Genomic DNA, 14702 nt, shown 5'->3' on the forward strand with positions numbered 1-14702 from the left:
AATGTATGTTCGCAGGTTAAACCGGGATAAGGGCAAGCGGGAATCACTTTGCCGAAACTTGCTTGGCACCCTTGTGCTGAACGGCGAGGTGCACACGACGACAGCACGTGCCAAAGAGATACGCTCACGCGTGGAGCGGCTGATCACTCTCGCGAAGCGTGGCGATCTGCATGCCCGGCGACAAGCGCTCTCACGTCTTCCCCACCAAGAGGCGGTGCATCATCTTTTTGAAGAACTCGGACCACGCTATGCCGACAGGCCGGGCGGGTATACGCGTGCCTTGCGGCTTGGCACCCGCCGGGGCGATGGCGCGCCTATAATGATGGTCCAGTTGGTGGAGTAGCGTCGGAGATATCCGGACACGGGAAACCCCGTAGCCGCTCACATCCTGTAGAATAGGCAAGCAGCAAACGAAAGGGCAGAGGTAAGAAGGGAACCAATATTGGCGCTCGTATAGCGGCAAGTGACACCGCTACGTTCTGCTGCCGTGTTGCCTATGACGGCACACCATACCATGGGTTTCAGGTGCAGGTTGGCAAGCCAACCGTACAGGAGGAACTGGAGAAGGCAATAGGGCGCATCACACGGCAGTCAACCCGGGTGGTGGGTGCAGGTCGAACGGATGCCGGCGTGCACGCCACGGGACAGGTCATTCACTTCCGATCGGACTGGCAACACACTCCCGCAGAACTTGAGCGGGCACTGAACGCGGTCTTGCCGGAAACGATAGCCGTAGCCGAGTTAGAGTATGCCGAACCGGGGTTTCATGCCCGTTACAGCGCAAAGAGCAGGTGCTACCGATACGACATCTTCAATAGTGAGACCCGGTCTCCTATCCGGCACCGCTTCGCTCTCCATCACAGAAGACCGCTGGATGTCGAAGCAATGCATATAGCTCTGCAGAGTCTGGTTGGAACGCATGATTTTCAGGCTCTTGCCGGGGGAGAAGATCCAGACGCGAGCACCGTACGAAGCCTGACCCGTGCCACGTGCCGCCGCTGCGAAGATACCGTGCGCATTCTAGTGGAAGCAAATGCGTTCTTACGCCACATGGTGCGGCGAATTGTTGGGACCGCGTTGGAAATTGGAGAAGGTCGCAAGCCGACTGAACATATGGAACGAGTACTGACTGCAAGAGACAAGGCACTGGCTGGGCCGACAGTTCCCGCCAAAGGGCTGTTCTTGATCCGGGTAACCTACCCGGACACATTTGCCCTAAAGAGGAAGTAAGAGGACACACAGACATGAAGACTCCGGTAACTGCCGTGACACGGCCCAGTGACGTGGAACATCGTTGGTATGTGGTTGACGCCACGGGACAGACCCTCGGCAGGCTCGCGACACGCATCGCGCACGTGCTGCGCGGCAAGCACAAGCCCCATTACGCTCCGAACATTGACACCGGAGACTACGTGATTGTAGTCAACGCTGCCAAAGTCGCTGTCACCGGCCGCAAACGCGAGCAGAAAACGTACTACCGTCATTCAGGCTATCCCAGCGGCCTCAGCGCAGTCCTCTTGGAAGACCAGCTTGAGCGGCGCCCTCATCGCGTAATTGAGCATGCGGTGCGGGGTATGCTTCCCCACAACCGCTTGGGCCGAGCTATGTTCAAGAAACTAAAAGTCTATGGCGGGCCTGAACATCCACACGAATCCCAACAGCCTGAGCCATTTCTCGTGAGCACGACAGGAGCTAATGCCGATGAGTAGTGATGGTAACGCCCAGTACTACGTAGGAGTAGGGCGGCGCAAGGAGGCCGTGGCACGTATCCGTCTCTATAGCGGCGAGCGCGGTATCGTTGTCAACGGCCGGCCGATTGAGGACTACTTTCCGCGCATCATGCACCAGAACGTCGTGCAGGAGCCACTTGACCTGGTTGGCGCCAGCTTTCGTGTATCGGCAAAAGTAGTCGGCGGCGGCATCAGCGGTCAGGCGGAAGCAATTCGCCATGGAGTTGCACGCGCACTCGTCAACGCAAATGATCAATATCGCCTCTCGTTGCGCAAGTCCGGGATGCTCACCCGGGACGCCCGTGTCAAAGAACGCAAGAAGTACGGACTGAAGCGCGCCCGCAAAGCGCCTCAGTACACAAAGCGCTAAGACTCCTGCAGCCGCGATGCCGGAGCACCCTCACCGTCGCTTGGGCCTGCCAGTTCAAGAAGGAATCGCTCTCGCTCAGGTAAGTCTTCCAAACTGGCAAGACCGAAGTACTTGAGAAACTCGAACGTGGTAGCGTACTCAATCGGTCTGCCCGGAGTTAGGCGTCTCTCGCCCGCAGCTACGAACTCACGGCTGAGCAACACTGCCAGGGTGTGGTCCGAGTTCACCCCTCGAATTCGTTCAATGTCCGCACGCGTTACCGGCTGGTAGTAAGCAATAACCGCGAGGGTTTCCAAGGCTGCGCGAGAGATTCGTTCCCCTCGGTGCACGCCAAGCAGCGTGCGAATGTACGGTGCCACGTCCGGATGCGAAACGAGTAAGAATGCGCCGTGCTGCTCCTGTAGCAGAATCCCCCGGTCATGCCAGGCAGTCTTGAATTCTTCTAAGACCGCGGTCACGGCCCGGGATGGCTCACCCGTAATCCGTGCCAACTCCTGAACAGTAAGCGGTCGCTCGGCGACAAACAAAAGCCCCTCGAGCAGAGCGGCAAGTGGCAACGGCATACAATCACCTTCCGCGATTTGAGACCCCGTCGGCAGCGCCATGCGCGGGCACAGCCACCGGGTCCCCCTCAGACTCACCGGCTTGCCCGGTGTCTATCGGCAGAATGAGGATGTCCGCGTAGAGTTCGGCCTGCCGTACCGTAGCCTTACGTAATCGCAGAAACTCCAGTACCGCCAAGAAGGCCACGACAATCTCTTCCAATGATTCCGCGGGTTCGATGAGTTCGCGAAATCCGGTTTGGCCGTGGAGCACTAGGAGCGTCCCAATGCGACCGACGTACGTCTCGATATATACCGTGCGTCGCGCCACCGGCGGTAGTTCATCTTCCTTCTCCTCCAGCATTGCGGCAAGTGCACTCACCAGGTCATCGGGCGCATAGCTCACAAGGTCGGACTGTACCAGGGGCAGGGGCATGGGTGCGGCGGCAGTGCGCTGGTATGCGACGTCGCGATCCTCCTGCCAGGCGGCAACCGTTTCCATCAACCGCTTAAATCGCTCATATCCCCGCAATTGGTCCTCCAGAGACTCTTCAGTCTCTTCCAACATGTCCTGAGGCTCATGTAATAGGGCCTGGGACTTCCCAAGCATGAGTTGGGCCGCCACACGAAGGAATGCCGCCAGCAGCGGGCCGTCCTGATTCTTCATGCTGTGCACGTATGCGAGGAACTGCTGCGTAACGACGACGAGGGACAATTCCGTTATGTCTAGTTTCTGTTCCTGGATGAGCCGCAGCAAGACGTCAAGGGGCCCTTCAAAGATAGCCAGGCGCACGGAGGGCAATGGGGATCCCATATCAGAAACCGAGGAACAGATTTCGGATGAAGATAACCGGAGTGCCGAGAATAGTCTGAAATATAACACCGCGCAGGACCCATTGGTCCAAGAGCACTATGATGAGCAAAAAGAACGGGCCCTGCAATTCTAGCCGCGTGATGGAAGGCACGACGTGCGGCGGTAAGAAACGCAAGAGGACGCGATATCCATCCAAGGGCGGGATCGGGATGATGTTGAAAATTGCCAATGCGATATTGATCTGCATGACGATGGCAAGCATCGTCACTATGGTCACGGTGGTGCTGTCCGTAGTCGCATCGAGCGAGGAAATCTGATTCCGGATAAGAAAGCCAATTGCGGCCGCAACCACAAGATTGGCCGCCGGACCTGCGGCAGCCACCATGGCCCCTCCCGATATGGGGCCGTTACGTAGGTTAGCGGGATTATAGGGCACAGGCTTACCCCAACCGAAGCCGATGAGAAAGATCATGATAGTTCCCATCAGGTCTAGATGGGAGAGAGGATTGAGCGTCAGCCTTCCCTGAGAGCTGGCCGTAGGGTCTCCTAGCCGATTAGCCATCCAAGCATGACTAAATTCATGCACAGAGATACCAACAACGAGCGCAAGGAGCAGACCGAGAAATACCGCTGGGTTTCCTAGCTGGGCAAGCAAATCTGACCTCGCGTCGGACAGGATGGAGAGCGGACAGGCAGTCACCTTCATCGTAGCACTGAGCCCATAAAATGACAACGTCACTTGTCGTTAGTAAGCGCTTTTGCTACGATTAAGCAAGCCGCCAAATCTGGGGCGCAGTTTTACTTGTCCTGAGTGGGTTGAAAACTGGAGCAAGCGATTTTATGCGTGCAAGTGCCGCCCATGTCGATCCTGTGGAGATGTTTACGGGCGTACATCGCAAGACGTTGGCATATGGCGACAAGGCCATGATTTGCCAGATTACATTTGCGCCCGGCGGCGATGTACCTCTGCACAATCACCCCAACGAACAAACAGGGTATGTGCTGGAAGGCACGCTAAAGTTGACCATCGGCGAGGAATTGCTGATACTCAAGCCGGGCGAGACGTATGTGATACCCGGCCATACGCCGCATGCCGCCACTGCTGACGAGCCCACCGTTGTGCTAGACATCTTTTCGCCGCCGCGCGAGGACTATAAAGATAGCTAGGCGGTAGTCCGCTGCGGCTCTGGCGATATTCATTGCTAAGAGGTCAGGCGGTGCCGGTCGGGAAGGTTGCGGCCCACAGAGCATTGGTGACGAGATCGAACAGAATTGGCAACAACAGCCTGCAATTCAAGAACTAACATGACAGAACACCAATTAGAGGAGGAAGTGCGCTTTGCTTAGGATCCGTCTTGTTCGCATTGGTAAACGAAAACAACCCCACTACCGGGTTGTCGTAGCAGACTCCAAGGTGGCGCGCAATGGGCGTCATGTAGAACTGTTGGGACACTATAATCCACGGACCGAGCCTTCAACTGTGGAGATCGATACGGAGCGTGCGCAAAAGTGGTTGCAGCAGGGCGCACAGCCTTCAGACCGCGTGCGCAAGCTGCTTAAGATTGCCGGATTGGAGATCTGAGGATGAATCAAAGGCGATCCGGCAGACCGCATGATGGTGGGCGTCGAGGACCGCGGCAGTGGGGCGGCGGCGGCCGCGACTATCGCGGCGACAGCGGCACGATCCCGGCCCTGACCGGCCTCATCGAGTTCGTCGCTTACGGCTTGGTGCGCAACGTCGACGCGGTACAGGTTCGTGAAATCGTGCGCTCTCAAGCTGTAGTCTACGAACTGCGCGTCGCTGAGGAAGACAAAGGACGAGTGATTGGCAAGGACGGTCGTATCGCGCAAGCCCTACGCACGGTAATGCGCGCGGCGGCTGGAGAATCGAGCCGACGTGTCGCGCTTGACATCATCTGATCAGCAGGACGAACAGATCACTGCTGAGGGAGCGAGTACCGTAGACCGGGGCGACGCGTACGACGGCTGGATCATCATCGGCCGGGTGACGGCCGCCCACGGTGTGCGGGGCGAAATTCGCGTAGACATTCTTACCGACTTCCCAGAGCGCTTTCAAAATCTTAAGCGTCTGTATATCGGTGAATCGCATACCCCGTATCGCATAGAGAGAGTGCGCTTTACACCAAAAGGCGCGCTGCTGAAGCTCGTTGGCATTGACTTTCGTGACACTGCAAGTAAGCTTGCCCGCTCGTACATCGCGCTCCCCGAAGCTGAAATGCCGCCTCTCCCTGACGGCAGCTTTCATCACCACCAGATTGAGGGACTGGGAGTCTACACGGTTGATGACTGCTATCTCGGCACCGTCGCAGAGATAATCGCTACCGGCAGCAACGACGTATACATCGTGCGCGGCGATCAGACTGGGGAGATTCTTCTGCCCGCTATTGCCGAGGTAGTACACGACATAGACTTGGAAACGCAACGCATAGTCGTTCACCTCATACCCGGCTTAGTGCCCGATTGAGCCTGATACTTACGCGCTTTTCTAACTTATCTCGCCGCAGTCAAGTGTTACCTACCCTCTTACCCGCTCTATGCACAACTCCCGGGAGACATGACCTCTTGGGAACCGGTCAGTTCGCAAGAGTAGCTAGCTGGTCACTTCTTGGCCGATCGGTAGCGTAACCGGAAGCAGTGACGAAAATCATCACCAACGGACTGCCAGTTCAAACCAGCCGTGAGAAGACTGCTCCCGCTTACTCACAGCGCTACCGGCCCAAAGCAGCAACCCAAATAGACCGCGAACAAGGCACATGCTGCGCGTAGACATCCTTACCATATTCCCAGGCTACTTTCGCGGGCCGCTCGACCACGGTACGCTCAGCCGCGCCGTGCAGGGCGGGCAACTCACCGTTGTCGTGCACAATCTGCGCAACTGGGCTGAGGGCAAGCACAGAGTCACGGACGACTACACCTTTGGCGGCGGTAGCGGCATGGTCATGAAGCCGGAACCGTTTTTCCGCGGGGTCGCGGACCTCAAGACGCCGGAATCATATGTCATCCTGCTTAGCCCTTCAGGTCGCCTTCTAAACCAGCAGACTGCCACAGACCTGGCGGCACAGCAGCACATCATCATGCTCTGCGGACGCTATGAAGGTGTGGACGAACGTGTAGGGGCACATCTGGCGGATAGCGAGATCTCCATCGGCAACTACGTAGTCAGCGGTGGTGAGTTACCCGCACTCGTCGTGCTCGACGCGACCGCGCGACACCTGCCAAACGTGCTCGGCGGCGGGCCTACCGCCGTCCGTGAGGAATCGTTCGCTACCGGCCTCCTGGAGTACCCGCACTACACCCGCCCCGCCACCTATCGAGGAATGCACGTGCCTGAGGTCTTGCTCTCCGGCAATCATCAGGAAGTAGCAAATTGGCGACGTCGACAGTCACTCTTGCGCACCCGCGAGCGTCGGCCCGACCTGCTTACGCATGAAGACTTGAGCGATGCGGACAGGGGCCTCCTTGCCGCAGAGGTAGACTGCGAATCAGCCGCAAATTGCGAAGACACCGACTAATGTGCTACGGTAGCAAGAGTATGTGTTCGTAGAGCTATGAGAAGCAGAGATGACAACGATAATTGACGAAATTGTAGGATCGCAGCTAAAGTCCGACCTGCCTGAGTTTTCCTCCGGAGATACAGTCCGCGTGAACGTAAAGGTCGTTGAGAGCGGTCGTGAGCGCACGCAGGCCTTCGAAGGTGTAGTCTTGGCGCGCCGCGCCTCAGGCATAAATGAGAACTTCACTGTACGTCGCACCACGCACGGCATCGGCGTAGAACGGACATTCTTGCTCCATTCTCCTCGCATTGAGAGTGTAAATGTCGTGCGGCGAGGTAGGGTACGACGTGCGAAGCTGTATTATCTCCGTGATCGTGTCGGCAAAGCCGCTCGCATCAAAGAACGCAGATAGTACGCACCCTGCAGGAAGGAATGCCCGCTAGCGTGAAAAACAGCGGGCATTGTCGCGTAATGCGTACATCCATTCGCATGGATAGCCTCGCAATAGAGCGGTCTTGGTTGGACCGCGGCGCTACGTTGATTGCCGGAACGGATGAAGTCGGTCGTGGCGCCTGGGCCGGTCCCGTAGTGGCTGGCATGGTTGCCGTTCCACCAAAGCTCTACCAATCGCTGCCGGTCGAATTGCATGGAGTTGACGATTCCAAGCTACTTAGTCCGAAGCAGCGCACGGCGCTCGCACCCAGTGTCATGACACACGTCGCAGCATGGGGCTTGGGCGCGGTAACATCGCGCGAGATCGCGGTCGCCGGCCTTAGCGCCGCCGTACGTCTTGCCATCCGGCGTGCCTATGCAGACCTCAATGCCAAGCTCCAGCGCGCTCCGGATATTCTCCTTACCGATGCCGTGACCCTGCCCAACCCGCCGGTCCGCGTAGAATCCCACCCCAAGGCCGACCAGCGCTGTCTCTCGGTCGCCATGGCCTCGATTCTCGCCAAGGTGCACCGCGACCGGCTAATGCGCCGCTTCGGTCAGATCTATCCCAGCTATGACTTTGCCAACAACAAGGGATATGGCACGCGCAGACATCAGTTGGCGTTGTCGCGGCTTGGCCCCTGCGCCATACACCGCGCTACCTTCCTTCCCGTCATGCGTGCTGCATCTCAGCTTCTTCACCCAGCACCTGTCGCGCTGAGGTCCAATGTAGACGCAAGCGAAGCGGGCCAGGATGCCGACTCAGGTCGTCAATGCACTGCAGCAGTGGCAGAAACTGGCTCCAACGTGCAAAGCAGCCAGTGGGGAGCCGGCCCATGAGTGCAAGCCGGGAGCGCCAGACCATCGGACGATGGGGAGAGGAAGAGGCGGCCCGCTACCTAGCCGTGCAGGGCTACACTATTTTGACCCGCAACTATCGCACCCCAGCGGGAGAATTGGACATAGTCGCGCGAGATGGCGACGCCATCGTGTTTGTTGAGGTAAAGACTCGGCGTACAACTAGTTTTGGGCCTCCCCAAGCGGCTGTGACCGCAGCCAAAGCTGCACACATTATCGCGGCGGCCCAGCATTACCTGCTTGACACCGAACAGATCGACGGGCCATGGCGAATTGACGTAGTAGCAGTTTTCGGCAATCCAAAGTCTTCGCCCCAAATAACGCTCATTCGCAGTGCAGTGGAGGCAAACTAAAGCGCATGCCAACGCTATGGAATTCGGCATTCACACGTGAAGAGCTTCTCTCCCGTGTCGGCAGCATGGACCAAGTCGGCGGGGCGCGGCGGCTCCGTTGGGAGGAGGGGCCGGAAGACGCAATGCTTGCCGCCGAGATGCGCACCGGTTCGGGCTTGAACCTCTGGATCACGCCGACTCGCGGCCTGGACGTTGCACACGCCGAATATAACGGCATCCCATTAGCGTGGCGGTCTCGCACGGGCGACGTTCACAGCGCGTATTTTGAACCTCCCGGTCTCGGGTGGCTGCGTGGGTTCTTCGGCGGACTCATCACCACGTGCGGGCTCACTTACCTGGGTGCGGCGGGCCCGGATCGGGAAGAAGACCTTGGCATCCACGGCCGCATTTCCTATACTGCAGCCCGGAACGTCCTTGTAGACAACGACTGGGACGGCGACGACTATGTGATGCGCGTGCAGGGGAAGCTGACCGAGAGCGCGGTCTTTGGTAATACCCTGGTGCTTACGCGCCGCATTACGGCGCGCTTAGGTGAGCCGCGGTTCTTCGTGCACGATAGCGTGGAGAATAGAGGACGCGAGCGTAGCCCATTCATGCTGCTTTACCACGTCAACATCGGCTTTCCGTTAGTGCATCGTGATTCACGGCTTCTCCTACCGACGGAACACGTTACACCACGTGACGAGGCCGCCCAAGTGGGGCATGAACGGTACGATCGTTTTGAAGACCCCACACCAGACTATGCAGAACGCGTCTATTTCCATGCCATGAGACCAAATTCAGAAGGACGCGTGCAAGCTGCAATCGTGAATCCCGGCCTTCGCGACGGCATCGGCGTGTACCTTCGCTATGACCCTCGTGAGCTCCCGTGCTTTACCGAGTGGAAGATGATGAATAGCGATGAGTACGTCGTCGGCTTAGAACCCGGTAACTGCCTGCCGCTGGGTCGTGCTGTGGAGCGAAGCGAGGGCAGGCTGCGCTACTTGGAACCGGGAGAGGTGCAAGAGTTTCACCTCGAGTGCGGCGTGTTGGACGGCAGCCAGGCGATCCGATCCTTCGAACAGGCCATGCGATCATGAAGCCAATCACCGTCCTCTGGTCCGATGGTGTCAGTGAAGCAGAAGCCAAAGAGTCCATCGGCGCCATGCGCGACTTTCTGCGCTATCTGCGGGGAGTCGCCGATGAACAGGACATCGGCCTCGCGCCGATAGTCTTGCGCCCTTACGGCAACTGGATACTCAAAGGCACCGCCGGCAAGGAAGCGTATCACTCATTCCGTTGGTACTGGGAATCTAGCCTCGACCAAAACTCAGGACAGGTTTCCGCCGCAACTTTCATAGAAATCGTCCGCTTTGAACCCTGGCAGCACGTCGATCCTCACCTGGATCTTGCTCTCCTGCACACAGAGTTGCGTAACGACACGACGGAAACGGAGGGTGACTTTCCTTCAGTCTTCGCCTGCACCGAGCCCGACTTGGTCACGGTGATTTCTATCCGCCACCTTTCGCAGATTGCGGACTGCGACTTGCGTCTCAAGTGCCTGCGAAGTCTCGTCATGCACAACTTCGGTCATCTCGTCGGGCTTCCCTTAGGCTTGCAGACAACGAAAAAGCACACGATAAGTGAATCAGTTGTAGATGCCAAGACTCGGGGACGAACGTGCGCGCTACCTTGTATCATGTACGAAGCACAGTCAATTGATGAGTTGATGGCGATTGCTACGGCAAGAGAAGACGACAGTCCGTTTCTGTGTGAGTTGTGTCAGGAAGTGATGCGCGAGATTGTGTTCACCCTGCATTTCTCTCCCAATTAGGCGGCATGCATAGCCTGTACAGAGCTAAAGGCTACAAGAGAGACGAAGCACCACTGGAATTATGAAGCAACTCGACCGCTTTCGCGGCACACTCGTTGGACTTGCCATAGGAGAGTGTCTCGGCGCAACCACCGAAGGCATGACGCCGCGAGAGATTCGCACCCGGTATGGATTGTTGCGAGACTTGCGAGGTCCCGCTACCGCCAGTGCCGGTGAAATTGGCAATCAAGCCCGCTGCCTTGCAGAGAGTCTCGTCGCCTGTGGCGAGTATGATCCGGAAGACGCCCTCCAGCGTTTGGTCGCATGGTCGTTTAGTTCACAGGGCGTCCTCTCCCAGGACGTAACCAATCGCACGCTTGCCAAAGTAGCCACCGGGATGATGTGGGAGCACGCTTCGTCACTCACGTATTGGGAGTCCGGCGGCAAGACGACGGGCATTCACGTGGTAGGCCGGTGCGCGCCATTGGCCCTACTCTTCGCCCAGCATCCGGAACAGAACATTGCCGCCACGTACAGCAGCGCCCGGCTTACGCACTATGATCGCATGTGGAGCTGGGCAGCCGTCACGCTCAACCTCATTATCTCCGCCCTCATTGCCGGCAACACCATCAAGGACTCTCTCAAGCTAATCTTGGACCACTTGGAAGACTACGACGTGCCCGTACCGGTCTTAGAGCGGCTGTCCCAATTGGAAGCAACCACGTACATTCACCCATCCACAATGGCATTCGATGCATTGGAAGCCGCCATTGTATGCCTGCTGCGCACGGAGACTGCGTCTTCGACGAAGTCAGCCGAGTCAGCACTGGTTGAAGCCATAAACTTGGGCGGTGCAAGTCAAGCGACGGGTGCAGTCTGCGGCGCGCTGGTGGGAGCTTCGCACGGGCTCTCTCACCTGCCCGACCGCTGGTGGCAACGTCTCGAAGACGTAGAGGCATTCGTCGAACTGGCTGACAGTCTCTGCAGCCTTGTGAACGAATCCCCTTGAAGCTTCCTGCCCCTCTGCAAGAAGCACAGTTCCTCTCGCGACCCAATCGCTTTACGTGTCTCGTGCAACTTCCGCGCCAAAGCAAACCCGTTTCCGCGCATCTTCCCGATCCGGGCAGGCTTCGTGAACTGCTGCGGCCCGGCGCCCGCGTGTGGCTGGAACCAAAGTCCGGCGCCCAGCGCAAGACCCGATTCCAGGTGTGGTTGGTGGAAAAAGACCAGACCCTCGTCTCACTGAACACACAGCTACCGAACGTTCTCGTCCAGGAAGCCCTCGAGCAGGGCAGCCTATCTGAGCTTAGTCAGTACACTTCATGGAAGCGGGAGTGCCGCGTTGGTAGCAGCCGGTTAGATTTCTTCTTAGAGAATGCCGACGGCGCCTGCTGGATGGAGGTAAAATCGGTCACGCTTGTGGAAGATGGCCGCGGCCTATTCCCCGATGCACCTACGGAACGTGGACGCAAACACGTGGCTGAGCTAACGAAGCTCCGCCAGTCCGGCGCGCGGGCAGTCGTCTTCTTCGTCGTGCAACGCGACGATGCTCTTAGCGTCGCAGCCAACCACCGCACTGACGCCAAGTTTGCCCAAGCTCTACATACTGCCCATCGCTGTGGCGTAGAGTTTATCGCCTACAATTGCGTGGTTACGTCAGCCCTTGCAGCAATAAACCAGCGCATTCCTGTGATCCTGGACTAGATTCCCCAGCGCGTCGTTGACATCCCTGATCGGGAATGCGGCGAGAATATGCAAGACTCCAAGTGCAACGCGAAAACTCTACTCAACATTCTGCTGATATAGCACCGGCAGATTGCAACTCTCGGCAACTCACCCTAAAGTCAATGGCCGAACCGGATGCCTCATTCCTACCCACGTGGAGTGTTGTAGTGCAGGCAAAATTCCGGTTCGACCGCAATCGCAGTTTGAGATAATTCTATAGTCGCCCGTCGAGCTAGGAATAGCTTAGTCCGGCGCTACAATTGGATTGGCAAGCGTGCCGATATTGTCGATGAGTACCTCCACGCGGTCGCCAACCTCCATCGGCCCTATGCCGCTTGGGGTGCCCGTTATGATCACGTCACCCGGCAACAGCGTGAACGCCTGCGACACATAGTGAACGATATAGTCCGGCTTGAACACCATGTCGGCCGTATTGCTGTCCTGCTTCGTTTCACCGTTAAGTTTTGTTTGGATCCGTAGGCCAACCGGATCGATTTCGTTTACGAGCACCGGCCCGAGCGGGCAGAACGTGTCCATTCCTTTAGCGCGCGCCCACTGCCCGTCACTGCGCTGCAGATCACGCGCGCTGACATCATTGGCGCAGGTGTAGCCAGCGACGACGTCCAGCGCCTCGTCTACCGAGACGCGATGGGCGGTCTTGCCAATCACCATCGCCAGTTCACACTCATAGTCCAACTGCGTAGTGAGGTGGGAATAGATTACACCTTCTTCATGGCCGATAATGGCCGTCGGCGGTTTCAAGAACAGCATCGGCTCTTTTGGAATCTCCATCCCGCTCTCTTCGGCATGAAGCTTATAGTTTAAACCCACACAGATTACTTTCGTTGGTGATGCGGGTGGCAAGACGTGCAGGTCCCACGGAGCGACAGACCGATTGCTCCGCGACCATCCTGTGAATGGATCACCCACTACTGGCGTAACAGTATCTCCCTCAACAATCCCCCACGCCGGGCGAGAACCGTCTTGATATCGAACGAATTTCACCTGCTACACTCCTTTAGATACGTCTATCCCTCAACAAGGATAGTGTTTATCGCTGGCAGATGCAATGCGCGCCACGCAGGGCAGCTCCACCGATGAAGGTGAATGGCAATTGTCAGCGTGTGCATCGATCGTCAGTGGAAAACCCTCCAGCAAGAAGTGATTCCGTCAGATTGCACCGGAGACTCAGCCGGAAAAGACCACCCTTATTGCATCGGTTGCGCCGCGAGTTCCTGACGAAAGTAGGCAATTGTCTCTGCCAAGCCTTCCTCCAAAGAAACTTCCGGAGTCCAGCCCAACCACGTCCGAGCCTTGGTAATGTCAGGACGTCGTCTTCTGGGATCATCTGCCGGCAGGGGCTTATGCACAATGGGAACATTGGTGCCGGTCAAGCGCACAATCATGTCGGCAAAATCACGGATGCTGCGCTCGTCAGGGTTGCCCAGGTTGAAGATCTCTCCCTGTGTCTCGGCCGTAAACATTGCCGCAACAATGCCGCGGACCAGATCGCCCACGAAACAGAATGAGCGAGTTTGCGTGCCGTCGCCATAGATCGAAATCGGTTTTCCCGCCAGCGCCTGCGCGATGAAGTTCGGTACGACCCGACCATCGCGGAGGTCATTTCGGGGACCGTAGGTGTTGAATATGCGAATAATGCGGGCATCAACCGCGTGCTGACGCACGAACTCCATGGTCAAAGCCTCACCAAAACGCTTTCCCTCGTCATAACATGCCCGCGGCCCAACTGGATTGACATTTCCCCAATACGTCTCGGGCTGAGGATGAACAAGTGGATCGCCGTAGACTTCGGACGTGGAAGCGTAGAGAAACTTTGCACCGTTTTCCCGTGCCAAGGTAAGCAGATTCTCCGTGCCGACAGAGTTAACTCGCAGCGTCGCAAGGGGGTACTGTAAGTAGCCCTCAGGGCTGGCGGGGCTCGCCAGATGAAATACCGCCTCTCCTTGCCATGCGATTGGCTCGGTGACGTCGTGGTCTCGGAGAGAAAACCGGTCGCTCTCCGCAAGATGAGCAACATTCTTGGCGCGACCGGTTATGCCGCTATCAACGGCTGTGACCGTGTGTCCTTGCGCAATCAAGTAATCACAGAGATGCGAACCGACAAATCCCGCCCCACCTGCGACCAGAATCCTCACTGAATCCACTACCTCTTCGCTGCTCACAACGCGCGCTCATTGTAACACGTGCTTAAGCCCCTCGTGACCGGCTTCAAGATTCGCAACAGCAGGTTGCTGGCAATTGTAAGCATGTTACGCAAGCGGTTTCCTACGTACCGACCGTTGGCATGCGTTGCTGGTAATCGGCAGATCACCACACGCCACAAGAAGTGCAGCCGCCCTTCTGCCTCAATCCCTGCCCATAGGATGTGATGGGCTTCAACGATGTCGATAAAAGAAAGTGCACGTGTCGGTTGACTCATAAGGTTTAGGGGTGTTACTATGATCTTTGCCTGTTTTTTACACAGGCGGCTCCTTAACAGGTGAAGAGTGATGAAGGTAAGAGTGTTTATCGTAGGAGAGTTAGGCGCGAACATTTCGGGATACGGCGGTA

At 57.3% G+C, this 14702-nt stretch carries 21 protein-coding genes; 16 read left to right on the forward strand and 5 right to left on the reverse strand.

Annotation, left to right across the window (positions count from 1 at the left end):
* The first annotated feature begins 1 nt into the window (after window position 1).
* The 4 genes from rplQ (at window position 2) to rpsI (ending at window position 2100) form a co-directional block, all read left to right on the forward strand.
* Window positions 2-343, forward strand: a complete 342-nt coding sequence (gene rplQ / locus OXE05_12850; protein ID MCY4438209.1) for a 50S ribosomal protein L17 — start codon at window positions 2-4, stop codon at window positions 341-343.
* A gap of 110 nt (window positions 344-453) precedes the next feature.
* Window positions 454-1230, forward strand: coding sequence for a tRNA pseudouridine(38-40) synthase TruA (gene truA, locus OXE05_12855; protein MCY4438210.1), 777 nt, complete (start codon window positions 454-456; stop codon window positions 1228-1230).
* Window positions 1231-1244: 14 nt separating this feature from the next.
* Window positions 1245-1709 (forward strand): 50S ribosomal protein L13, encoded by a 465-nt coding sequence (rplM, locus tag OXE05_12860; protein ID MCY4438211.1) that lies wholly within the window; start codon window positions 1245-1247, stop codon window positions 1707-1709.
* Entirely contained in the window at window positions 1696-2100 is a 405-nt protein-coding gene (gene rpsI / locus OXE05_12865; GenBank protein ID MCY4438212.1) for a 30S ribosomal protein S9, read from the forward strand. The genes rplM and rpsI overlap by 14 nt, the downstream gene beginning before the upstream one ends.
* On the opposite strand, the gene scpB is transcribed toward rpsI, so the two are convergent.
* The 3 genes from scpB to OXE05_12880 are packed head-to-tail and all read right to left on the reverse strand — an operon-like array spanning window position 2097 to window position 3928.
* Window positions 2097-2663 (reverse strand): SMC-Scp complex subunit ScpB, encoded by a 567-nt coding sequence (gene scpB, locus OXE05_12870; GenBank protein ID MCY4438213.1) that lies wholly within the window; start codon window positions 2661-2663, stop codon window positions 2097-2099. The genes rpsI and scpB overlap by 4 nt on opposite strands.
* A gap of 4 nt (window positions 2664-2667) precedes the next feature.
* Complete coding sequence (locus tag OXE05_12875) at window positions 2668-3456, reverse strand: ScpA family protein (GenBank protein MCY4438214.1); 789 nt, start codon at window positions 3454-3456, stop codon at window positions 2668-2670.
* Window position 3457: 1 nt separating this feature from the next.
* The gene (locus OXE05_12880; protein MCY4438215.1) at window positions 3458-3928 is read right to left on the reverse strand and encodes a site-2 protease family protein; all 471 of its coding nucleotides are present in this window, start codon (window positions 3926-3928) and stop codon (window positions 3458-3460) included.
* Window positions 3929-4296: 368 nt separating this feature from the next.
* Here OXE05_12880 and OXE05_12885 point away from each other — a divergent pair, with 368 nt between their 5' ends.
* The 12 genes from OXE05_12885 to sfsA all read left to right on the forward strand — a co-directional run bounded on the left by OXE05_12885 (window position 4297) and on the right by sfsA (window position 12110).
* On the forward strand, window positions 4297-4623 hold the full coding sequence (locus OXE05_12885) for a cupin domain-containing protein (GenBank protein MCY4438216.1): 327 nt from the start codon (window positions 4297-4299) through the stop codon (window positions 4621-4623).
* A 172-nt stretch (window positions 4624-4795) separates the two neighbouring features.
* On the forward strand, window positions 4796-5038 hold the full coding sequence (gene rpsP / locus OXE05_12890; protein ID MCY4438217.1) for a 30S ribosomal protein S16: 243 nt from the start codon (window positions 4796-4798) through the stop codon (window positions 5036-5038).
* 110 nt (window positions 5039-5148) lie between these two features.
* Complete coding sequence (locus OXE05_12895; GenBank protein MCY4438218.1) at window positions 5149-5376, forward strand: KH domain-containing protein; 228 nt, start codon at window positions 5149-5151, stop codon at window positions 5374-5376.
* The gene (rimM, locus tag OXE05_12900; protein MCY4438219.1) at window positions 5363-5941 is read left to right on the forward strand and encodes a ribosome maturation factor RimM; all 579 of its coding nucleotides are present in this window, start codon (window positions 5363-5365) and stop codon (window positions 5939-5941) included. Before OXE05_12895 ends, rimM begins: the two co-directional genes overlap by 14 nt.
* Window positions 5942-6233: 292 nt before the next feature.
* A complete protein-coding gene (trmD, locus tag OXE05_12905; GenBank protein ID MCY4438220.1) occupies window positions 6234-6989 on the forward strand; it encodes a tRNA (guanosine(37)-N1)-methyltransferase TrmD in 756 nt (251 codons plus the stop codon).
* Between the two features lie 49 nt (window positions 6990-7038).
* A complete protein-coding gene (gene rplS / locus OXE05_12910; GenBank protein ID MCY4438221.1) occupies window positions 7039-7383 on the forward strand; it encodes a 50S ribosomal protein L19 in 345 nt (114 codons plus the stop codon).
* A gap of 59 nt (window positions 7384-7442) precedes the next feature.
* Window positions 7443-8243, forward strand: coding sequence for a ribonuclease HII (locus tag OXE05_12915; GenBank protein MCY4438222.1), 801 nt, complete (start codon window positions 7443-7445; stop codon window positions 8241-8243).
* Window positions 8240-8614 carry a YraN family protein gene (locus tag OXE05_12920; GenBank protein ID MCY4438223.1) on the forward strand — a complete coding sequence of 125 codons (375 nt, stop codon included), beginning with the start codon at window positions 8240-8242 and terminating at the stop codon, window positions 8612-8614. Before OXE05_12915 ends, OXE05_12920 begins: the two co-directional genes overlap by 4 nt.
* A 5-nt stretch (window positions 8615-8619) precedes the next feature.
* A complete protein-coding gene (locus OXE05_12925; protein ID MCY4438224.1) occupies window positions 8620-9693 on the forward strand; it encodes an aldose 1-epimerase family protein in 1074 nt (357 codons plus the stop codon).
* The gene (locus OXE05_12930; GenBank protein ID MCY4438225.1) at window positions 9690-10427 is read left to right on the forward strand and encodes a hypothetical protein; all 738 of its coding nucleotides are present in this window, start codon (window positions 9690-9692) and stop codon (window positions 10425-10427) included. Before OXE05_12925 ends, OXE05_12930 begins: the two co-directional genes overlap by 4 nt.
* Window positions 10428-10488: 61 nt before the next feature.
* Window positions 10489-11415 (forward strand): ADP-ribosylglycohydrolase family protein, encoded by a 927-nt coding sequence (locus OXE05_12935; protein MCY4438226.1) that lies wholly within the window; start codon window positions 10489-10491, stop codon window positions 11413-11415.
* The gene (sfsA, locus tag OXE05_12940; protein ID MCY4438227.1) at window positions 11412-12110 is read left to right on the forward strand and encodes a DNA/RNA nuclease SfsA; all 699 of its coding nucleotides are present in this window, start codon (window positions 11412-11414) and stop codon (window positions 12108-12110) included. Before OXE05_12935 ends, sfsA begins: the two co-directional genes overlap by 4 nt.
* Window positions 12111-12374: 264 nt before the next feature.
* Here the strand turns inward: sfsA and OXE05_12945 are convergent, their stop codons facing one another.
* Together OXE05_12945 and OXE05_12950 are read right to left on the reverse strand one after the other, a co-directional pair.
* Entirely contained in the window at window positions 12375-13136 is a 762-nt protein-coding gene (locus tag OXE05_12945; protein ID MCY4438228.1) for a fumarylacetoacetate hydrolase family protein, read from the reverse strand.
* Between the two features lie 203 nt (window positions 13137-13339).
* A complete protein-coding gene (locus OXE05_12950) occupies window positions 13340-14287 on the reverse strand; it encodes an SDR family oxidoreductase (protein MCY4438229.1) in 948 nt (315 codons plus the stop codon).
* Between the last annotated feature and the right edge of the window lie 415 nt (window positions 14288-14702).

The organism is Chloroflexota bacterium, from assembly GCA_026710945.1.
Classification (GTDB): domain Bacteria; phylum Chloroflexota; class UBA11872; order VXOZ01; family VXOZ01; genus VXOZ01.